Consider the following 20659-nt stretch of genomic DNA (forward strand, 5'->3'; position numbering starts at 1 on the left):
CCCTGGCCGCGGGTTACGCCCGCCGCCGCCCCTTGGTCCGCGTCGGGTACGGGAAGAGCCGGGGGCGGCGCTTGGCGGCCGCGTCCTCCACCCAGCCGAACAGCAGCAGCGCGAGGGCGATCAGCGGCACCGCGACCAGCAGCGGCAGCCACTGGCTGGACAGCAGCCAGCGCAGGTGGGCGTAGCAGAACGGGTTGTCCCACAGCGGGTTGATCAGCGGCTCGGTCAGCACCAGGGCCACGCAGTGCCACAGGTAGACGGTGACCGCGCGGGAGTTGAGCAGGGTGATGATCCCGTTGAATCTCTCCAGCGGTTTGGGCCACCGCTCCCAGGACGGGCTCAGGTGCAGCAGCAGCATCACGCAGCCGAAGGACCAGATCGCCTGGGCCAGCGGCACCGCCTCCAGGTCGGGGCCGATCCTGGGGTCGTCGACCGGCGCCTGTTGCAGCCACCAGAAGCCGGCCGCGAGCACCAGCGGTGCCAGCGACGGGATGACGTACTGCGGGATGCGGCGCAGCAGGCCCTCCTGGTGGGCCATGCCGAGCAGCCAGCAGGAGCCGAAGGTGGTGAAGTCGGTGGCGGTCTCCATGATCCGGCCCGACTGGTCGAGGAGCCCGGAGTTGAGGATCGCGGACAGCACCAGCGGCACCAGCAGCGTCACCCAGGGCAGCCGGCGCATCGCCTTGAGCATCAGTGGCGACAGCAGCACGTACCAGAGGTAGGCGCGCAGATACCACAGCGGGACGACGATCTGCTCGGCCCAACTGGTCGGCAGGTGGCCGCCGAAGCCGTGGACGGTCTCCGCGAAGGGCGGGGTGCTCAGCGGCAGCACCCAGAAGGCGAGCTTGCCCCACCACCAGTTGGGGTGGCCCTCGGATTGCGGGCCCCATCCGTCGAGGACCATCGCGGTCACCACGACCGCGCCGAACATCCACATCGGCGGCAGCAGCCGGCGCAGCCGCGCACGGATGACGCTCCACGCGGGCCGGCTCAGCGACCGGGCCATCAGCGAGCCCGCCAGCGCGAACATCACGCCCATGGAGGGGAAGAGCAGCGGCAGCCAGGTCCAGCCGAAGTTGTGGTAGATCACCACCCGGACCAGCGCCAGGGCGCGCAGCAGGTCCAGGTAGCGGTCGCGCACGCCGCGGCGGGCGGCGGGCGCGGGCTCCGGTTCGGGCTCGGGTTCGTGGATGAAGGGCGCCGGGACGGTGATGGTCCGCAGCTTCAGTGTCGCTGTCGGGTCGGGGCCCGACGCGTAGGGCTCGTGCTCCGTCGTGCTGGTCATGGCCGCACCGCCTCCGTGGTGGTGACGTCGAGGCCGACCTCGCCGGTGCGGCGCAGCTTCTGCCAGCGCAGCCGGCCGCCGGTCAGCGCGGTGATCCAGGACTGGAGCAGCACCATGTACATGAGCACCCGGTAGACGACCTGCTGGACCGGCAGCGTGATCAGATACCAGGACTTCTCGCGGTCGAGGCGGAAGGACCACCAGGCGCAGAAGCCCTGGAGCGCCAGCACCGCGAACCAGGCGACGAGGCTCTTGTACGGGTCGACGAAGAAGACGCCGTAGACCATGGCGATGTCGATGGCCGGGGCGAGCAGCGGGGTGAAGACCATGAAGAGCGCCACGAAGGGCAGCCCGATCCGCCCGAAGCGGCCGCCGGGCCCGCGTTCCATGACCGCGTGCCGGTGCTTCCACATCGCCTGCATGGTGCCGTAGCTCCAGCGGTAGCGCTGCGACCACAGCTGGCTCATGCTGCCGGGCGCCTCGGTCCACGCGCGGGCGTTCTCGGCGTAGACGATCTTCCAGCCGGCGCGGTGCAGGGCCATCGTCACGTCGGTGTCCTCGGCGAGGGTGTCGTCGCTCATGCCGCCGACCTGGTGCAGCGCCTCGCGGCGGAAGGCGCCGACCGCGCCGGGGATGGTCGGCATGCAGTCCAGGACGTCGTACATCCGGCGGTCGAGGTTGAAGCCCATGACGTACTCGATGTGCTGCCAGGCACCGATCAGGGTGTCCCGGTTGCCGACCTTGGCATTGCCGGCGACAGCGCCGATCCGGGCGTCGGCGAAGGGCTGCACCAGCTCGCGTACGGTGGCCGGTTCGAAGACGGTGTCGCCGTCCATCATCACGATCAGGTCGTAGGAGGCCGCCTCCACGCCGGTGTTGAGCGCGGCGGGCTTGCCGCTGTTCGACTGCCTGATCAGCCGGACCATCGGCAGCTTCATGCCCTCGACCAGGGCCGCGGTGTCGTCGCTCGACCCGTCGTCCACCACGATCACCTCGATCGGGTGGTCGCTGGCGGCCAGCGACAGCAGGGTGTTGGCGATGCACTCCTGCTCGTTGTAGGCGGGCACGATCACGCTGACCGGTTCGGTGACCGGCGGCCCCCAGGAGAAGCCGGGCTTGCGCGTACGGCGTACGTGGATCAGCGACAGCACCAGCATCAGCGCGAACCGGGTGAAGACCAGCACACCGACGACCGCCAGCAGCGCCACCAGCCACGGCATCAGGCCGACGGAGAAGGTGGTGGCCCACAGGAAGGCCTTGCCCGCCCACAGGGTCGAGCCGCTGACCTTGGTGTTCGCCGAACCGGCGCCGAGGGCCTGGCCGATGGTCTTGAAGGAGTAGCCCTCGGCCTTGAGCTTGTCGATGATGATCGGCAGCGCGGCGAGCGTCTGCGACCGGTTGCCGCCGGCGTCGTGCAGCAGGATCATCTCGCCCTGCCCGGCCAGGTCCGGCATCGCGGCCTGGACGATGGCGTTGACGCCCGGACGCTTCCAGTCGTCGGTGTCCTTGTCGATGAAGGCCACCAGGTAGCCGTTGGCGCCCACTTCCTTGGTGACCGGCCACGACCAGTCGTCCAGCGCGTCCGCGGTGGAGGAGTACGGCGGCCGGAAGAGGCTGCTGTGGATGCCCGCGACGCCGGCCAGCGCCAGCTGCGTCTCGCCCAGCTCCCAGTCGAGCCGCATGTTGTTGTGCAGGGCCAGGTCGGGGTGGGTGTAGGTGTGGACGCCGATCTCGTGCCCTGCGGCGACGATCCGCCGGATCAGCGCCGGATTGCGGGTCGTCATGGAGCCGGTGACGAAGAAGTCGGCCTGTACGTGCTCCTTGGCGAGCACGTCGAGGATCTTCGGCGTCCACTCGGGCGACGGGCCGTCGTCGAAGGTCAGCACGATGGTCTTGTCGGGCACGGAGTAGCTCACCGGCTGGTCCTGCCGGTCGCCCCGGCTGTCCACGACCGGGCCGCCCTCCAGGACGCTCTTCGGCACGGTGCCCTTGTCGACCGACACCGCGACCTTCTCGTCGTGGAAGACCTCGTTGTTGGCCATGCCCCGCAGCACCATCAGCGCCAGCAGGGTGACCAGCACGGTCAGCGGCAGGAAGAAGCGCAGCGGCGGTGCCGCGAGTCTGCGCGGGCGCAGCAGGGACTGCCGAGGGCGTTGGTGGCGGGACATGTCTTCCTGGTCCTTGCGCGGCTGCGGAGCGGAGCGACGGGCGGCTTGGGCTTGCGGGGTGCGCTGTGCGGTTACGGCGCGGGGGCCGACGCGGGGGGAGAGCTGGTGCCGCTCGGCGGCGGCGGGGGCGTCGTGCTCGCCGGAGGGGCGGTGTGCGGCGGCGCGGAAGGCTTCCCTGCGCTGTTCTTGACGGGGGCGCTGGCCGGCGGGTCGTCGGTGGCGTGCGGCTTGACGCTGTCCGACGCCTTGGGGGTGACCGTCGCGCTCGCGCTGTCCGCCGGGTCCGCGGTGTCCGAGGCGGTCGGCGTCACGCTGCCGGTCGGCGTCGCGGACGCGGTGTGCGGTGCGCCCTTGCTGCGGTCGGCCTTGCCGGGCGGCGACGGCAGCGGGGCGTTGACGTACTGGCCGGGCGGCAGGGTGTTCGCGGTGCCCGGAACGTCGAATGAGGGGGCGTCGGACTGGGTGCCGAGCAGGCCTGAGATCATCGCCAGGGTGACGCCGACGAAGCCGACGCCGACGACCCAGCCGGCGCCGCGCATCCTGCGGCCGCGCCTGCCCGTCTCGTCCACGAAGACCGGTGAGGTCTCGACCTCCGTCAGAGTGCTGCTCACCGAGGGCCTCGGGCTTTCCTTGGATCGTGCCGCCACTGCTCCGGGACTCGAAAATAGCGCCGTAAGCGGTACATGTCCGAACGGTTGACCTACTTATCCCGATTTACCTGCCCTACGTGACCATATTGAGATGAAAATATGCCGGGCCGAGGTGTGACGCATAGGATCCTGGTCGCGAAGCTCGCCACCCGCCCGATCGGACCCGTCACATGGCCAGAACCCGCCGCTCCGGCTACGCGGCTGCCGTCGTGCTCACCGTGGTCGTGCTGCTCACGGCCTACGCGTGTACGGGACACGGTTCCGGCAAGGAGTCGTCGGAGGCGGCGGCCCCCAGCGCCTCCCGTACGTCCGCCGGGCCCTACGACGTCTCGTCGATGCTGCACCCCGCCGGGCGGATGCTCGGCGTCGTGGACGACAAGTCGCCCTGGCAGTACGACATCGTCAAGACCTTCGGCCGGCAGGCCGGCCGCGCACCGGACATCCGCGAGTACTACAGCTCCTGGGGCGACGACTTCGACCCCGAGGGCAACACCTTCCTCTGGCAGCACGGGCAGTTGCCGATGCTCGCGCTCGTACCGTCCGAGACCTCGCTCGCCGACATCGGCGGCGGCTACGACGACGCGTACGTCCACCGGCTCGCGCAGCAGATCGCCGGCTACCACGGCCCGCTGGTCCTGTCCTTCGCCGGCGAGATGAACGGCCCCTGGAATTCCTGGGGCCCCGGCCACAGCAAGCCCGCCGACTTCGTCGCCGCCTGGAAGCACGTGCACGACGTCTTCCACGAGGCCGGCGTCAAGAACGTCATCTGGACCTGGAGCCCGCACGTCGTCGACTCCGGCACCACGGCGAAGCTGCGCCCGTACTACCCGGGGGACGCGTACGTCGACTGGGTCGGCCTGATCGGCTACTACGGCCCGATCGACGGCACCGCCTTCTCCGGCCTCTTCACGCCGACTCTGAAGGAGATCGCCCCCTTCTCCGGCAAGCCGGTTCTCATCACCGAGACCGGGGTCGCCCAGAGCGACCGCAAGGAGGCCCAGGTCCGCGACCTCTTCCAGGGCGCGGCGGCGGCGGGCGTGATCGGCCTGGTCTGGTACGACCAGCGCAAGGACTGGCCGGGCAGCACCCAGATGATGGACTGGCGCATCGACACATCGCTCGGGGCCAGGGCCGCCTTCCGCGCCGAGTCCGCGCGCCACGGCTTCGGCCACCCCTTCGGCACGGGTGGCGGCTGACGCCGCCGAAGGCAGCAGCAGAACAGACCATGGGCCGAGCACCAGTAGAGCGGAAGTGCGGGGGATGACGACGGAACCGTCGCCGGAGCAAGCTGCGCCACAACAGCCTGACGCAGGCTGGGCGTTCGCCCCCCGCCGCCCCTTCAACCCGACCCCCGAGCACACGCCCGAGCGCGGGAGCGGGGGCGGGGGCGGGGGCGGCCGGCCGTCCCCGCGCACCTCGACCCCCGAGCGCGGTACCGGGCAGCGGCGCAAGCCCGAGCCTGAAACCGAGCGCGGCAGCGGGCAGGAGCCCTCGAACACCCCGGCCCCCGGACGCGGGAATGGGCAGGCGCCTTCGGGCCCCTCGACCTCCGAGCACGGCAGCGAACAGACACCCCCGCGCACCTCGCCCCCCGAGCACACGCCCGAGCGCGGGAGCGGGCAGCGGCCCCCGGACGCCTGGTCCCCCGAGCGCGGCAGCGAACAGGGGCCCGCGCGCGCCCAGTCCCCCGAACGCGGCAGCGGACAGCCGTCCCCGCACGCCCCGTCCCCCGAGCGCCTGCCTGGGCGCGGCACCGGGCAGCGGCGCAAGCCCGAGCCGCCACCCGAGTACGCGGCCGGGCACGCGCCCGAGCGAGTGTCCGCGCCCATGCCCGCGCCGGAGCGCGTGACCGGCCGCCCGGCCGGATACGCGCGCGCGGCCGCGCAGCCGCCCGCGGCGGCCTCCCCCGCACCTGTCGCGCCGCAGGCAACAGCGCCGCAGGCAACAGCGCCGCGCGCAACAGCAACGCCGGCCCCCCGGGCGCCAGCACCAGCGCCGCAGGCAACCGTGACGCCCGCCGCAGGCGCTCGCGTCGATCGGCGGGCCGGGCGCCAGGGCGGGCGCAGGCGCGGGCCCGTGCTGCTCGTGCTCGCGCTGCTCGCCGCGGGCGGCACCGCCGCGGGCGTGGTGCTGCACCGGGAGGAGGCGGCACCCTCGGCGTCGAAGCACCTGGCCCCGGTGTGGGAGGTGCGGGCGCCCGCCGCGGACGACGAGTTGATCGGGAGCTGGCTCACGCAGAAGCTGCTGATACGCGCCAGCACCCGCGGCGGCCTGACCGCGTACGACCTGGCCGACGGCAGCACCCGGTGGACGGCCGCGCTGCCGCCGACCGCGGCCGGCAGCGGCACCCGGCCGTGCGCGATGTCCCCCACCCTCACCGCCGGCGGCCTCGGCACGGTCGCCTTCGGCAAGGACGGCAATTCCTGCACCGACCTGGCCGGTGTCGACACCGCGACGGGCACGGTCCTGTGGACGGTGCCGCTGGTCGACGCGGCCCACCCGACCGCGATGGGCGCGGCGACGTACCTCCAGGGCGGCGTCGCCACGATCGTCAGCGAGAACTTCCTCGGCGGCCTCGACATCCGCACCGGCCGCCGGGTCTGGGGCTTCAAGCCCCGCGGCTACTACTGCAACGCCTACACCTGGGGCGGCGTCGGCACCGTACTCGTCGACGACTACTGCGCCGACAACAAGAAGCCGTTCACCCTCACCGCCTACGACGGCAGGACCGGCGGGACGCTCTGGACCCAGACCCAGGACGCCCACACCGACATCGCGCACGTCTTCTCCGGCTCGCCGCTGATCGCGGGGGTGCACAAGGCGGGCGAGGACAGCGTGCGGGTCTTCGCCCCGTCCGGGAGCAGCCGCAAACTGGCCGTGGGCAATACCGAGTTGGTGCCGGGGAACGACAGCGACGCCGACCATTCCGCCCGGCTCGTCGGCTCCGTCCTGGTCACTCCGGCGACGACGGCCGCGGGCAGCGAGGTCGACGCGTTCGACACCGCCACCGGGGCCAGGCTCTGGGCTTACCCGGCCGTCGCACTGGCCGCGGCCGCCCCGGGCGACGACCACGTCTACGCCCTCGCGGGCCCGCCCGCGTCCCCCCAACTGGTGCGGCTCGACCCGCGCACCGGCCAGGCCACCCCGGTGGCCGAACTGCCCCCCGCCGCCACCGGCAAGCAGCGCTTCACCGCGGGCACGGTGTATGTGACGCCCGACGGCGGGGTGTTGGAGCTGGACGCGCAGGGCACGGGCGTCGGCGTCCGCTTCTCCCGCTGAGCTGCGTCCGCAAAGTCCCGTCGTCCGCTGTGCCGCCCATTCCTGCCGGGCAGCTCATGCCTGGGGCATGCGGTCCGCCGTCGTTTCTGAGCCGCCCGTGCGCATGAGGGTGGCGGAGCCGCTCTCCCTGACGCATCATCAGCCTCAGTGGGTACGCCGGACGCGTGCGCGGGGGCGTACGTGGCGGCGCGGCACGGAGAGGAACGCGATGAGCGACGGCGGGCGGGGCGTCAGCAGGCGCGGGATATTGGCGGGGACGGTGCTCGGTGTCACGGCGCTGTCGGGGAGCCCGGCCCACGCCCTGACGGCGGTGGGGACGGGCGCGCCCCCCAAGAGGCGGCCGGCGGCGTCGGTCCGGTCGCGCGCGGCGGCCGGGCACACCGTCCTCGCCCGACCGCTGGCGAACCCCGACGGCTCGAACCCGCTGATCCAGATCAGGGACGTCAACCGCTACGGCCAAGTGCTGGGAATGATCGACGCCGGCGAGAGCGCCATGCCGCGGTGGCCCTCGGCGATCTGGTCGAACGGCCGTGTCACCGTGCTGCCTTCGCCGGTGGCGGGCGCCTCGGACTGCGGCGCGACCCGCCTCAACGACCGGGGTCAGGCCGCCGGCTACTACACCGTCAACGGCCGAAGCCACGCCACGGTGTGGACCGGCGGGGTGCCGCGCGTGCTGGACATCGGCACCGTCTACAGCCGAGCCACCGCCCTGAACAACCTCGGGCAGGTCACGGTGTTCGGCTATGACGTGCCGAGTGGGGAGACCGCCACGTGGAGCACCGTCTGCCTGGTCGGTGAGGGCACGATGACCACGGTCGACCCGCCGCCGTCAAGGAGCGGCATGACCTTCACCGCGCGCGCGGTCAACGACCGGGGCGATGTCCTGATGCTCGGCAGCCTGCCGCAGAGTTCGTGGCACTCCGCCTTCCTGTGGCGGGACGGCTCCGTCGTCGCCGACTTCACCGACGTGGGCGGAGCATGGAGCTTGCAGGGCGTCGGCGGCCTCAACGCGCGCGGTGACGTCGCCGGCGACTACTACTCGCCCGACGCACGCGCGTTCAGGTGGTCCGGCGGCACGCTGACCACCTTCACCGGCCCGCGCGGCGGCGCCGCCTCGGTGTCGGACCCCTCCATATGGCGGGCGCTGAACGACGCCGGGGACGTCCTCGGCTACGGCAACAGCTCCGCCGGCCACCGTGCCTTCGTGTGGAGCGGCGGCGGCGCCACCGACCTCGGCACCCTCGGAGGCACGCGCACCGACCCGGTCGGCATCAACAACAGCCGTCAGATCGCCGGAGGTTCACAGCTCGCGGACGGCTCCTACCGCGCCTTCCTCTGGCGCGCCGGCGAGATGATCGCGATCACCCCGCCGTCGGGATACGCCACCACGGCCGCCTCCGCGATCACCGAACAGGGCGATGTCCTGGGCAGCGCCGCCACCGCCGACGGCTCCCGTGGCGCGTACTTCCGCTGGACGGTCCGCTAGGGCCCGTCGCAGGCCGCGGAGGCGGAGGGGGAGGCCGGGCAGGCGTAGGGCCGGCGGTTCCGCCGGGGGTGAACTCCGGTCCGGACGGCCGCCGCGGTCGCTAGCGTCGGGTCCCATGACAACGGTGACCACGCACACGGTCGAATACGCCGCCGATGGCCTCACGATGGTCGGGCACCTCGCGCTCCCGGCCGGGAGCGGCCGCCGGCCTGCGGTTCTGGTCGGGCCCGAGGGGCCGGGGCTGAACGACTTCCAGCGGCGGCGGGCCGACGCCCTCGCCGAACTCGGCTACGTGGCGATGGCCTTCGACATCAACGGCGGCCGCTGGATGAGCGACCCGCAGGAGATGCTCGCGTACGTGACCCCGATCCTCGCCGACCCCGAGCGGATGCGCGGCATCGGGCACGCGGCGCTCGACGTCCTGCGGGCGGAACCGCGCACCGACCCCGACCGCATCGGCGCTGTCGGATACGGCACCGGGGGCGCCATCGCGCTGGAGCTCGGGCGGGACGGCGTCGACCTGCGGGTGATCGCGACGGTCAACGCGCTGATGACGGGCCGCCCCGGCGAGTCGGCGCGCATCCGCTGCCCGGTCTGGGTCGGGGTCGGCTCCGAGGACCCGATCATGCCGCCCGCCCAACGCGACGCCTTCACCGCCGAGATGCAGGCCGCGGGCGTCGACTGGCGCCTCGTGGTCTACGGCGGCGCCGCCCACGCCTTCCACCACCCGTCCGTGGCCCACGCCGTCGTCCCCGGCGTCGCCTACCACGAACTGCACGCGCGGCGAGCCTGGGACGACGTGGTCAACCTGCTCGCCGAGTGCCTGCCGGTGGCGGCGCGAGCCGCGTAGTACGCGTACGCTGCGGCAGCGTACGCGCACAGATTGTGGACAGTACGCATCACCGTCAGTGAGGCTTGCTTCCGGAGAGTGCCGATGCGCGGCACCCAGGGAGGAGGCCGGAGATGGCCGATGGTACGGGCGGGACGGAAGACGAGGACGAGGGCGGCAAAGCCGGAGGCGAACCCGAGTCGTCCGACAGCCTGCGGACCTTCGGGGCGGTCGTGCAGGCGCTGCGCAACCACTCCGGGCTCAGCCGGGAGGAGTTGGGGCGCGAGGTCGGGTATTCGAAGCACACGGTCGCCTCCGTCGAGGTGGGCCGCCGCATGCCGGACGTGGACTTCATCGACCTCGGCGAGGCGGCGCTCGGCAACACCGGTGCCTTAAAGGCGGCCTACAAGCACCTCACCCGGGAGCAGGGGCTTGCCGCCTGGTTCCGGCGGTGGGCGCGTCTGGAGCTGACGGCGATCAGCTTGTACACGTACGAATGCCGCGTGATCCCGGGCCTGTTGCAGACCGAGGCCTATGCGCGGGCGGTGTCACTGAGTGTGCCGCCGCTCGCCGGTGAGGCCGCGGTAGGACAGCGGGTGGCCAAGCGGCTCGACCGGCAGAAGCTGCTCTCGACGGACCGCGAACGGCCCTGCGCGTTCAGCTTCATCCTGGAACAGGCCGTCCTGGAGAGGTGGACGGGCGGACCGGACGTCACACGGGAGTTGTACGACCACCTGCTGGACGTCAGTGAACGGCACTGGAACGTCGAGTTGCAGATCATGCCGCTGCGACAGCCCGTACACGCGGGCCATGACGGGCCGATGCGCCTGCTGGAGACGCCCGAGAACCGCTGGTTCGCATACTCAGAAGGGCAGGAGAACGGGCGGCTGATCGCTGACCAGAAAGCAATCAGCATCCTTCAGCAACGGTATGCAAAACTGCGCTCACAGGCCCTCACCCCCGACGACTCCAGGGGCCTGCTGGAGCGAATGCGAGGAGCACTATGACCAAGCCCGGCCTGGTCTGGTTCAAGAGCAGCTACAGCGGCTCGCAGGGTGACGACTGCATCGAGGTCGCCGTCGGCTGGCAGAAGTCCAGCTACAGCGGTTCCGAGGGCGACAACTGCCTGGAGGTCGCCCTCGGCTGGCACAAGTCCAGCCACAGCAGCGGCAGTGAAGGCGACTGCGTCGAGGTCGCCGAGTGCCCCGGCACCGTCCACGTACGGGACTCCAAGGACAAGGAGGGGCCGCAGCTCGCCTTCTCCCCCGCCGCCTGGGCCGACTTCATCGCCTACGCCCGCGCCCTCTGAACCGTTCCGCCACGCGCCCCGCACCGGATCACCCCGGCTGCGGGGCGCGGCCGTGCCGTCACGGCCCGAAGCGGCCTGCTTGACCCTCACGTCGCGTCATGCCGCATTGTCGGTGGCGTGGAAGAGCACCTGACCGTGGGACGCGTGGCCGAACTGGCCGGCGTGACCGTGCGCACCCTGCACCACTACGACGAGATCGGGCTCGTACGGCCGTCCGCGCGGACCGCGGGCGGCTACCGGGCCTACGCCGCGGGGGACGTGGTGCGGCTGCGGGAGGTGCTCGCCTACCGGCGGCTGGGCTTCGGACTGCGCGAGATCGCGGATCTGGTGGACGACCCGGCCACCGACGCGGTCGCGCACCTGCGCCGGCTGCGCGGCCTGCTGCTGGAGCAGCGGGACCGCGCCGCGGCCATGGTGTCGGCCATCGACAGGGAGTTGGAGGCACGCGCCATGGGGATCAGCACGCCACCGGAGGAGCAACTGAGGATATTCGGGGCGCAGTTGTACGAGGCCATCGGGTCGGCCTACCCGGCGACGCGGCGCACCGAGCCGCGGATCGCCGCGAAGGTCTGGGAGGCGCTCGGGGACGCGCGGACGGTGCTGAACGTCGGGGCCGGCACCGGCTCGTACGAGCCGCCGGACCGCGAGGTCACGGCGGTGGAGCCGTCCGCGGTGATGCGCGCGCAGCGTCCCGCGGGCGCGGCGCCGTGCGTGGCGGCCGCCGCGGAGAGCCTGCCCTTCGCGGACCAGTCCTTCGACGCCGCGATGGCCTTCAGCACCGTTCACCACTGGCAGGACCCGATCGCCGGGCTGCGCGAATTGCGCCGGGTGGCCCGCCGCGTGGTGGTCTTCACCTATGACGCCGGCACGACCGGCTGGCTGGAGCGGTTCTGGCTCACCCGCGACTACCTGCCGGAATTCGCCGGACTGCTCACCGACTGGCCCTCGCTGGCCGACCTGACCCGCGCGATCGGGGGCCGCGCCGAGCCGGTGCTCGTCCCGTGGGACTGCGCCGACGGCTTCTTCGAGGCCTATTGGCGCCGGCCCGAGGCGTATCTGGACGAGGATGTGCGCCGCGCGGTGTCGGTGTGGACCAGGGTCGGGACGCGGGCCGAGAAGCGGGCCGTGGACGCGCTCCGCGCCGACCTCGCCTCCGGCAGGTGGGCCGAACGCAACCGGGACCTCGTCGCCCTCGACTCCGCCGAGTTGGGCCTTCGCCTGCTCGTGGCCTGAATCCGCCGCGCCGCGGTGCTCCGCTCGCGGCGGGGCCGCACCACCGGTGGCGCCGGTGGTACGGCCCCTCGCGTGGGGGTCTACGGCGTCCAGGGGGACGCGGTCGCCCAGCTCACGTCGTCGGCCCAGGACGTGGCGGAGTCCCAGGTGTTCGAGCCGCCGTTCGAGGCGATGTAGACGTTGTAGTTGAAGTGGCGCAGGTACTTGTCGGGGAAGTTGACGGACTGGAGCGAGAAGCCCTGCCCGTTCTGGCCGCTCTGCGGGCAGAAGGTCGCGTCCTGCTGGAAGATCGAGCTGCCGTCGCTCGCGGCCAGTTGGAGCTTGTAGTTGTAGTGGCGCAGGTACTGGCCCGACTTGTTCGCGGACTCGAAGGACACGCAGGAGCTGTTGGCGAGGCCCGCGCGCACGATCCAGGTGGCGTCGGCCTTGGCGGTGGACGTACTGGACGAGGTGACCGGGGAGATGACGACGTTGGTGTCGTTGTCGTCGTGCGTGATGTAGTCGCCGGTGCAGCACGAGGTCGTCGCCCGCAGGGACAACCTGCTGCCGGCGGCCGGGAAGCCCGAGCCGCCCCCGGAGGAGCCGTTGCCGTAGCCGACCGAGTTGATGTTGGCCTGGACGGAGTTCTCGGTGGCGTCGGACGGGTAGCCCGAGGTCATCACGCCCTCGTAGAAGGTGCCCTGGGCTCCCTTGCTGTTGTCGCCGCCGATGCCGAGGATGATCGCGCCCTGCTTCTTCATCGGGTTGTAGCCCGAGACGTTGGGCCGGACCCCGTCGTAGAAGGTGGACAGGCCGCCGGACTGGGCGTTGCCGCCGCGGATGGCCCAGTGGTTCGGGCCGCCCTTCACGATGGCGGTGGTGTAGCGGTAGTTGATCGTCGGGTCACCGGAGTTGAGGTGCTGGTTGACGCCGGAGAACAGGCCGTTCTCCAGGTCGGCCATGATCCACGGGCCGTTCCCGGAACCGTAGCCCCAGACCTTGATGTTGCCGAAGTAGATGGCTTCCATCGTGCCGTTGCCGTCGTCGTTGTTGTTCGTCTCGGCGTTGCCGTAGTCGAAGCAGCAGCCGCCGTTGTAGTGGGTGCCGTCGAAGATCGCGTACATGCCCTCCGGGTTGTCACCCGTCGCGATGCCGCTGGTGTGGTCGTTGCGGTAGCCGGTGCCGGGGGCGACGAAGACGCCGTAGGCCTTGTGGCCGCCGACCATGGTGGGGGCCGCGGTGGCGTTCGCGAGGTTGTCCGGGCCGCCGGCCGCGCCGCCGCCGGGGGCCTGGGTGAGGTTGTTGCCGCGGCCGGACTGGTCGTAGATCACGGTGATCACGCACGAGGTGCCGGAGCAGAAGGAGTCCTGCGCGGCGGCGTTGGCGTAGCCGCCGGCGCTCAGGACGCCGATGTTCTGCGTGGCGTTGTCCGAGGAGCGCCGGACCTGGTAGAGCGAGCCGTTGTAGGAGGAGTACAGCGCGCGGGTGGTGCTGTGCGCCGCGACGCAGGGCGTACCGCCGGACTGGTAGATGTCGCAGGGCAGCGAGCCGGCCGCCTGCGAGGCGGGGGACGTGCCGGCCAGGACGCCGGCGATCAGCGCGACGACGGCGGTGACCGCCAACGCCCACTTTCTGACGTGCCGCTGGAGATGTGCTGCCACGGGTACGGACACGGAGTCCTCCTCCGGTGTGGGGGGTGGGGAGACGCACGGCATGGGGCGCGGGCTGTCCGCGGGCAGGCCGAAGGGCGGCCCGGCGCCCGTGGGAGGGGGCGCCGGGAACCGTGTGGGTGGAGCAGTGTGGGGGCTCCAGGTGGTGCGGCGGTTCAGGTGGGGCGGCGATTCCGGTGCGGCGGGGCTCAGGTGCGGCGGGCGACGCTTCTGGCGCGCAGCCGGTCGGCGGTGATGGCGACGCCGAGAACGCAACCGAGCACGATGTTGGTGTAGTTGGAGTTGATCTGGAGCGTGGTGAGCCCGTTGTTGATCAGTTCGAGCAGGATGGTGCCCGCCACGATGCCGACGATGCGGCCCTGGCCGCCGACCAGGCTCACCCCGCCGATGACGGCCGCGGCGATCGCCGACAGCTCCCAGCCGACGCCGACGCCGCTGGCCGAGCCGACGCCCATCCGGCCCAGCACCATGATCCCGGCGAAGGCGGACAGCAGCGAACTGGTCACGTACATCGAGATGACGCGGCGGTCGCCGCGGATGCCCGCGAGCCGGGCCGCCTCCGCATTGCCGCCGACCGCGTAGACCTGGCGGCCCGCGTAGGTGCGCTCCAGGAAGAACCAGGCGGCGATGGCGACGATCACGAACAGGATCAGCGGCAGCGGGACTTGGGCCACGTACGTCTGCCCGACATCGCCGAAGAAGCCGCCGATGCCGGTGATCGAGGTACCGGAGGTGATGGCGAGCGTGACGCCCTGGGCGACGGTGTAGGTGACCAGGGTGACGACGAAGGGCGGCATCTTCAGCCGGGTGACGGCGAGTCCGTGGATGAGGCCGACCGTGCCGGCGATGACGAGGGTGACCAGAACCGCGAGGACGGGTGGCAGCCCGGCCCGCACGTTGAACCAGGACATCAGGATGACGCTGGTGCCCAGCAGCGCCCCGACCGACAGGTCGATCCCGCCGGTGAGGATCACCAGCGACTCGCCGATCGCGATGAGGCCGTACTGCGCCAGGTCGAAGCCCATGCCCTGGAGGTTGACGGCGCTGGCGAAGGTGGACTTGTCGATCGCGAGCGCCGTGAAGACGATGACGCAGGCCGCGACGACGCCGACTTCCGGGGTCTCGGCCAGCCGCCGGACCAGGGATGTACGCGGCGACGAACCGTCGTCCAGGTCCGCCAGAGCCGGGGCGGTGCTGGTCTTCATGCGTGAGCCTTCCCTTCGCCGGACCTGCCGGCGTCCTCAGTGGGGCCGGGCGGCACACCCGTTCGCGAACCGGCCGCCGCCGTCATGATCACTTCCTTGCCGAACCGCTCCCGCGGGATGTCCGCGACGATCCGGCCGCGGGCCATCACCACGATGCGGTGGCAGATCCAGAGCAGCTCCTCCAGTTCGGAGGAGGCGACCAGGACGGCGAGGCCGTCCTGCGCGGCCGTGTCGATGAGGCTGTAGATCTCCGCCTTGGCGCCGACGTCGACCCCGCGGGTCGGCTCGTCGAGCAGCAGCAGCTTGGGCTTCGCGGCGAGCCAGCGGCCGAAGACCGCCTTCTGCTGGTTCCCGCCGGACAGCGAGCTGATCGGCTGCTCCTGGCTGTGCAGCCGCACACCGAGGTCCTTGACGATGCCCGCCGCGTGCTCCTTGTCGTGCCGGGGGCGCAGCACACCGCGGCGGCTGATCTGGCGCAGCGTGGTGAGCGTGACATTCCAGCGCACCGAGTGCGCGGGGAGCAGCGACTGGACCTTGCGGTCCTCGGGCACCAGGCCGATGCCGGCCGCGACCGACTCGGCCGGGTGCCGCGGGTGGAAGTCGGCGCCGTCGAAGGCCACCGAGCCGCCGGTGCGGGGCTGGGCACCCATGACGGTGTGCAGCAGCCGGCTGCGCCCCGAGCCCATCAGGCCTGCCACGCCGACGATCTCGCCGGCCCGTACGTCCAGGTCGACCGGGCCGAGGCCGTCCGCGGTCAGGCCTCGTACGCTCAGCGTCGCCGTACGCTCCACCGACGGCGGCGGCGCCAGGTCCGCGCGGGCCAGCTCGCTGCCGACCATCTCGCGGATCATCCGCTCCTCGGTCGCCTCCGCCGGCGTCAGGTCCGCGACCAGCCGGCCGGTGCGCAGCACCACCACCCGGTCGGCCACCGACCGCACTTCGTCCAGCCGGTGCCCGATGAAGAGCACCGCTCCCCCGGCGGCGGCATGCGCACGCGCCAGGTCCAGGACGCGTTCGGCCTCGACCGGGCCGAGGGAGGAGGTCGGCTCGTCCAGGATCAGCACGACGGGGCGGTGGCCCCAGGCCTTGGCGATCTCGATCATCTGCCGTACGGGGACCGGGAATCGGCCGACCGGGCGGTCGACGTCGACACCGGTCACCCCGACCTCGGCCAGCAGCGTCCTGGCCTCCGCCCTGGTGCCCGCCCGGTCGACCACCACCTTGCCGAGCGGGCGGCTGTCGGCCCGCTGCGGGCGGCGGCCGAGCAACAGGTTCTCCGCCACGCTGAGTTGGCCGACCAGCGGGAATTCCTGGGCCACCATGGCCACCCCCATGTCGCGGGAGTGGTCGGGGCGGCCCGGCTGCAACTGCCGCCCGGCGATGCTGATGGCGCCCGTGGTGGGCGTGACGGTGCCGGACAGCACGCCCATCAGGGTGGACTTGCCCGCCCCGTTCTCGCCGACCACCGCCACGATCTGACCGCGGGCCAGGTCGAGTCGGGGGATGTCGAGCACCTTCACCGGCCCGTAGACCTTGCTCACGTCGCGGAGCGAGACGGCGATGTCGGTGGGCGCGCTCGTCCGCTCGCCGAGCGGCGTGCCCATCAGCCGATGCCCAGTTCGTTGAGCTTGGCCTGGTAGTCGCTGAGGTTGGCCTGCGTCACGAGGCCCACACCGGAGCTGATCGTGCTGCCGTCGGACTCCAGGTAGGGCTTGACCAGGTCCAGGGTGGCCTGCTTGCCCAGCACCTTGAGCGCCGCGAGCAGGTACGCGCCGGTGTAGCCCTGCTGGTAGGGCTCCTGGAGGACGGTGGCCTGGATGACGCCCGACTGCACGAACTTCAGGGTCTGCGGGTCGCTGTCGTCCGAGATGATCTTGACCCGGCCGGTCTTGCCCGCCGCCTGCACGGCCTGGCCCGCGGACGGGCCGTCGTAGGAGTACACCCCGTAGAGGCCGTTGATGTTCGGGTTGGTCTGGATCGCGGTCTGCGCGTTGGTGAGCGCCTTGGCCGCGTCCATGCCGTCGCTGAGCTTCTGCGCGACCTTGATGTCCGTGCCCTTGAGGGCGTCCTCGAAGCCCTGGATGCGCTCGACCGCGTTGGACGTGGTCAGCGATCCGACCAGGACCACGACCTGGCCCTTACCGCCGAGCGCCTGCTTCATCGCCTCGCCGGCCTTCTGCCCCGCCTGGTAGTTCGGGGTGCCGAGGTAGAGGGCGGCACCGTCCTCCTTCGGCAGCGGCGAGTCGATCGCCAGCACCGGGATGCCGGCCTTGTTCGCCGACGCGATCGGGGCCTTGATGGCGGTCGGGTCGATCGCCGAGACGCTCAGGCCCGTGATGCCCTGGCCGCGCAGCGTCTGGATGATCGACAGCTGCTGGTCGAGCCGGCCGTTCGCCGGGGCCTGGTAGGTGCCCTTGACGCCGAGGTCCTTGAGGCCCTTGTTGAAGCCGATCTTGCCGGCGTTCCAGTAGTCGACGGCGACGTTCACGACCATCGCCTCGTCCAGCTTCGACAGGTCCTTGCCGGCCAGCGCCGCCTTCAGGGCGTCGTCCAGCTTCGCGAGGTTGGCGTCATTGAAGGTGATGTCGCCCTTGATCGTCACGGCGGGCGCGCTCGCGCCACCGGCGGCGGAAGTCGAGTCCGAACCCGAGCCGGAGTCGCCCGCCCCGCTCTTGCTGCACGCCGCCGCGCCGGCCACCACCGCGAGCACGACGGCCGCGGCGCCGCACCTGCGTCCCATCCTCAGCCCGGCTCGTCCGACCCGCCCACTCCGCACTGCACCCATGACCAAACATCCCGTCCGGAAAGGCTTTCCAGCCATTTGTTAGCGCTCACATATCGCTCGCGCAGAAAATCCCGTTCACGTCCTCCCGCCGTACAGGTTCACGGGTCTGCGCTACCCGTATCCCGCCGACGAGCGGGCGCCCACGCTGACCACGACCGGAAGAACTCCCTGCCGCCAGGCGGCATACCCTTCTCCCGCGTCCCACTGACGCCCGTGCGTAACCAGAAGCGACACGGCACCGCTGCGGTGCCGCAGGAGCAGCGAGCGTGCGCACCGCTCCTGGACTCCGTCGCCTCCCGAGAATGTTAGCGTTCACTGATTACCCGTCAAGACCTCGCGCACAAATGGGCTTCCCAGCCCGGGGTGAGGAACTTGGCGCGCCCACCACCCTCCGACGCGGCTCCCCGCCGGTGGTCCGGGGCGGCCCGAACAGCCCCTTCGCAGGGTGGCGACGTGCAGCTTGTCGACGCCTGGCCGCGCCGTTTCCCGCGCCCCTTTCGGCTTGCCCTCTGCCGCGGAGGGCACCCACCCGGGGGTGCACCCTACGCGCAGAGCCGAGCCCTCCAGGGGCGCGGGGAACGGCGCGCGCAACCACCCACCCGCCGGTGGTCCGGGACGGGCCGAACAGCCCCTCGGGGTCGGTGACGACCCGCGCCCCCGGTGGGGGCTGGCCGCGCCGTTCCCTGCGCCCCCGAAGGGGCGCCGCCCGCCGCAGAGGGCAACCCCCCAGGGGCGCGGGGAACGGCGCGCTCAACCACCCACCCGCCGGTGGTCCGGGGCGGGCCGGGCGGCCCGCCCCGGACGGTGGCGTCACGCCAGCAGCGTGAGGACTTCCGCGTGGAGCGCCGCGTCGCCCGTGGCGAGGAACTGGCCGGGGGTGGTGAGGCTGAGAGGGGCGCCTGACCACTGGGTCATGTCGCCCCCGGCGCCGGCGAGGACGGCCGCGGGGGCGAAGACGTCATATGGCTTGAGGCCGGCGTCGACGGCCAGGTCGGTGCGGCCGGCGGCGAGGAGGCCGAAGGCGTAGGAGCTGGCGCCGTAGAGGGTGTACTGGGTCCGGGTGCGCACCCGGGCGAGGCGGGCCCGGTCGGGGGCGGCGAAGAAGTCGGGGTTGGAGCAGGTGACCAGCGCGGCGGACAGGTCCGCGCAACGCCTCGTGCGGACAAAAGTGCCGTTGCGGCGGGCGAAGGCGCCGGCCAGGCCGGTCCAGCGGTCGGAGGTGGCCGGGTAGTCCATGACGCCGATCCACGGACTTCCCCCGCGGGCAAGGCCGATGAGCGTGCCGTAGACGGGAATCCCGGCGACGAAGGGGGCGGTCCCGTCGAGCGGGTCGAGCACCCACACGTGCTCGGAGTCCAGCCCGTGGGCGCCGAATTCCTCGCCCAGCACCCCGTGTTCGGGATACGCGTCGGCGATGAGTTCGCGCAGCCGGGACTCGATGAGGCGGTCGGTGGCGGTGACGTAGCTGTTGTCGGCTTTCACGTCGGGGCGTATCGCCTCAAGCGCCGCCGCGGCCAGCAGCTTGCGGGCCTCGTCGGCGAGGCGTTCGGCGAAGGCCAGCAACTCGCCGGCGTACGCATCCTCCGCGCCGCTCATACGTATTCCTCCAGGGTCTCGGCGAAGGCCCAGTCGATCCAGGGCAGCAGCAGGGCGATGTCGTCGGTGTCGACGGTGGGGCCGCCCCAGATGCGGACTCCGGGCGGCGCCTCGCGGTGCCCGGCGATGTCGTATCCGGCGCCCTCGGCCTCGATCCGCTCGCAGAGCCGGGTGGTGAAGCGCATGCGCTCCTGCCGGGGCAGCTTGTCCAACTCCGGGTGGGTGAAGGTCAGGCAGATGCTGGTCGAGGAGACGGTCGCCGGGTCGGCGGCGAGGAAGCGTACGTAGGGGTGGTCGACCACCCACGCGGCGACCGCGTCCAGATTCCGCCGGGAGCGGGCCAGCATCTCCGGCAGCCCGCCGATGCGTTCGCACCAGTCCAGTGACGCCAGGACGTCCTCGACGGCGAGCATCGAGGGCGAGTTGATGAAGAAGCCGTCGAAGACGTCGTCCAGCAGCCGCCCTTCGCGGGCGATACGGAAGAGCTTCGGCATCGGGCGGTCGGGCCGGTAGACCGCGAGGCGTTCGACGGCCGCCGGGGACAGGGCGAGCATCCCGTGGGCGCCTTCGCCGCCGAGCGCCTTCTGCCAGGACCAGGTGACCGCGTCGAGCTTCGTGAAGTCGACGTCCATGCCGAAGACCGCCGAGGTCGCGTCGCACAGGGTCAGCCCGTCGCGGACCTGCGGGATCCACTGGGCGTCGGGCACGCGGACGCCCGACGTGGTGCCGTTCCAGGGGAAGACGACGTCGTGGCCGAAGTCGACCCGCCGCAGGTCGGGCAGGCGCCCGTAGTCGGCCAGGTGGACGGTCACCTCCGGCAGGCCCAACTGCTCGGCCACGTCGGTCAGCCAGGTGTAGCCGAAGTTCTCCCAGCAGCACACGTCGACCGCTTTGTGGCCGAGCAGATTCCACATCGCGGTCTCGATCGCGCCGGTGTCGGAGCCGGGCACGACCGCCAGCCGGTAGCCGGGCGGCAGCCCGAGCACCTGCGCGGAGCGCGCGATCACCTCCCGCAGCCGCGCCCGCCCTTCGGGGTGGCGGTGGGAGCGCCCGACGAAGGCGCCTTTGAGGTCGCCGGGGTCCCACCCGGGTCGTTTGGCGCACGGCCCGGACGAGAACCATGGCCGCTCGGGCTTGAGTTGGGGCTTCCGCGCACGCAATGGTGGCCCTTCCCTGGCTGTCGTG

The 20659-nt window shown here is 71.8% G+C and carries 16 protein-coding genes; 7 read left to right on the forward strand and 9 right to left on the reverse strand.

The genetic code is table 11. The features are described from left to right. Positions 1-13 precede the first annotated feature (13 nt). From OG900_13285 to OG900_13295, 3 genes are all read right to left on the reverse strand, one after another. Positions 14-1285: an acyltransferase gene (locus tag OG900_13285; protein ID WUH90974.1), complete on the reverse strand. Its 1272-nt coding sequence runs from the start codon at positions 1283-1285 to the stop codon at positions 14-16. Next, the gene (locus tag OG900_13290) at positions 1282-3453 is read right to left on the reverse strand and encodes a bifunctional polysaccharide deacetylase/glycosyltransferase family 2 protein (GenBank protein ID WUH90975.1); all 2172 of its coding nucleotides are present in this window, start codon (positions 3451-3453) and stop codon (positions 1282-1284) included. The genes OG900_13285 and OG900_13290 overlap by 4 nt, the downstream gene beginning before the upstream one ends. Before the next feature lie 71 nt (positions 3454-3524). After that, positions 3525-4064, reverse strand: a complete 540-nt coding sequence (locus OG900_13295) for a hypothetical protein (GenBank protein ID WUH90976.1) — start codon at positions 4062-4064, stop codon at positions 3525-3527. Positions 4065-4273: 209 nt separating this feature from the next. On the opposite strand from OG900_13295, the gene OG900_13300 reads away from it, so the two are divergent. The 7 genes from OG900_13300 (at position 4274) to OG900_13330 (ending at position 12239) form a co-directional block, all read left to right on the forward strand. Next, positions 4274-5299, forward strand: coding sequence for a glycosyl hydrolase (locus tag OG900_13300; protein WUH90977.1), 1026 nt, complete (start codon positions 4274-4276; stop codon positions 5297-5299). 880 nt (positions 5300-6179) lie between these two features. Next, positions 6180-7382: a PQQ-like beta-propeller repeat protein gene (locus OG900_13305; protein ID WUH90978.1), complete on the forward strand. Its 1203-nt coding sequence runs from the start codon at positions 6180-6182 to the stop codon at positions 7380-7382. A 208-nt stretch (positions 7383-7590) separates the two neighbouring features. Then, on the forward strand, positions 7591-8868 hold the full coding sequence (locus tag OG900_13310; GenBank protein ID WUH90979.1) for a hypothetical protein: 1278 nt from the start codon (positions 7591-7593) through the stop codon (positions 8866-8868). A gap of 115 nt (positions 8869-8983) precedes the next feature. Further along, on the forward strand, positions 8984-9718 hold the full coding sequence (locus tag OG900_13315) for a dienelactone hydrolase family protein (GenBank protein ID WUH90980.1): 735 nt from the start codon (positions 8984-8986) through the stop codon (positions 9716-9718). Between the two features lie 113 nt (positions 9719-9831). After that, a complete protein-coding gene (locus OG900_13320) occupies positions 9832-10704 on the forward strand; it encodes a helix-turn-helix transcriptional regulator (GenBank protein WUH90981.1) in 873 nt (290 codons plus the stop codon). Further along, the gene (locus OG900_13325) at positions 10701-11006 is read left to right on the forward strand and encodes a DUF397 domain-containing protein (GenBank protein ID WUH90982.1); all 306 of its coding nucleotides are present in this window, start codon (positions 10701-10703) and stop codon (positions 11004-11006) included. The genes OG900_13320 and OG900_13325 overlap by 4 nt, the downstream gene beginning before the upstream one ends. 117 nt (positions 11007-11123) lie before the next feature. Beyond that, positions 11124-12239, forward strand: coding sequence for a MerR family transcriptional regulator (locus tag OG900_13330; protein ID WUH90983.1), 1116 nt, complete (start codon positions 11124-11126; stop codon positions 12237-12239). Positions 12240-12319: 80 nt separating this feature from the next. Here the strand turns inward: OG900_13330 and OG900_13335 are convergent, their stop codons facing one another. The 6 genes from OG900_13335 to OG900_13360 form a co-directional block, all read right to left on the reverse strand. Beyond that, positions 12320-13840, reverse strand: coding sequence for an alpha-L-arabinofuranosidase B (locus OG900_13335; GenBank protein WUH95742.1), 1521 nt, complete (start codon positions 13838-13840; stop codon positions 12320-12322). A 236-nt stretch (positions 13841-14076) separates the two neighbouring features. Further along, complete coding sequence (locus OG900_13340) at positions 14077-15093, reverse strand: ABC transporter permease (GenBank protein ID WUH90984.1); 1017 nt, start codon at positions 15091-15093, stop codon at positions 14077-14079. Further along, positions 15090-16697 carry a sugar ABC transporter ATP-binding protein gene (locus tag OG900_13345; GenBank protein ID WUH90985.1) on the reverse strand — a complete coding sequence of 536 codons (1608 nt, stop codon included), beginning with the start codon at positions 16695-16697 and terminating at the stop codon, positions 15090-15092. Before OG900_13345 ends, OG900_13340 begins: the two co-directional genes overlap by 4 nt. Then, on the reverse strand, positions 16697-17833 hold the full coding sequence (locus OG900_13350; protein WUH90986.1) for a substrate-binding domain-containing protein: 1137 nt from the start codon (positions 17831-17833) through the stop codon (positions 16697-16699). Before OG900_13350 ends, OG900_13345 begins: the two co-directional genes overlap by 1 nt. 855 nt (positions 17834-18688) lie before the next feature. Beyond that, positions 18689-19474, reverse strand: coding sequence for an inositol monophosphatase (locus OG900_13355; GenBank protein ID WUH90987.1), 786 nt, complete (start codon positions 19472-19474; stop codon positions 18689-18691). After that, positions 19471-20634 carry a phosphoserine transaminase gene (locus tag OG900_13360; protein WUH90988.1) on the reverse strand — a complete coding sequence of 388 codons (1164 nt, stop codon included), beginning with the start codon at positions 20632-20634 and terminating at the stop codon, positions 19471-19473. Before OG900_13360 ends, OG900_13355 begins: the two co-directional genes overlap by 4 nt. Positions 20635-20659 lie beyond the last annotated feature (25 nt).

This window comes from Streptomyces sp. NBC_00433 (genome assembly GCA_036015235.1).
In the GTDB taxonomy this organism is placed as follows: Bacteria; Actinomycetota; Actinomycetes; order Streptomycetales; family Streptomycetaceae; genus Actinacidiphila.

What these genes read in the sequence shown, in the direction of transcription:
- OG900_13285 (WUH90974.1), bottom strand. Translation starts at nt 1,285, where the DNA reads ATGACCAGCACGACGGAGCACGAGCCCTACGCGTCGGGCCCCGACCCG.
- OG900_13290 (WUH90975.1), bottom strand. Translation starts at nt 3,453, where the DNA reads ATGTCCCGCCACCAACGCCCTCGGCAGTCCCTGCTGCGCCCGCGCAGA.
- OG900_13300 (WUH90977.1), top strand. Translation starts at nt 4,274, where the DNA reads ATGGCCAGAACCCGCCGCTCCGGCTACGCGGCTGCCGTCGTGCTCACC.
- OG900_13310 (WUH90979.1), top strand. Translation starts at nt 7,591, where the DNA reads ATGAGCGACGGCGGGCGGGGCGTCAGCAGGCGCGGGATATTGGCGGGG.
- OG900_13315 (WUH90980.1), top strand. Translation starts at nt 8,984, where the DNA reads ATGACAACGGTGACCACGCACACGGTCGAATACGCCGCCGATGGCCTC.
- OG900_13320 (WUH90981.1), top strand. Translation starts at nt 9,832, where the DNA reads ATGGCCGATGGTACGGGCGGGACGGAAGACGAGGACGAGGGCGGCAAA.
- OG900_13325 (WUH90982.1), top strand. Translation starts at nt 10,701, where the DNA reads ATGACCAAGCCCGGCCTGGTCTGGTTCAAGAGCAGCTACAGCGGCTCG.
- OG900_13340 (WUH90984.1), bottom strand. Translation starts at nt 15,093, where the DNA reads ATGAAGACCAGCACCGCCCCGGCTCTGGCGGACCTGGACGACGGTTCG.
- OG900_13345 (WUH90985.1), bottom strand. Translation starts at nt 16,697, where the DNA reads ATGGGCACGCCGCTCGGCGAGCGGACGAGCGCGCCCACCGACATCGCC.
- OG900_13350 (WUH90986.1), bottom strand. Translation starts at nt 17,833, where the DNA reads ATGGGACGCAGGTGCGGCGCCGCGGCCGTCGTGCTCGCGGTGGTGGCC.
- OG900_13355 (WUH90987.1), bottom strand. Translation starts at nt 19,474, where the DNA reads ATGAGCGGCGCGGAGGATGCGTACGCCGGCGAGTTGCTGGCCTTCGCC.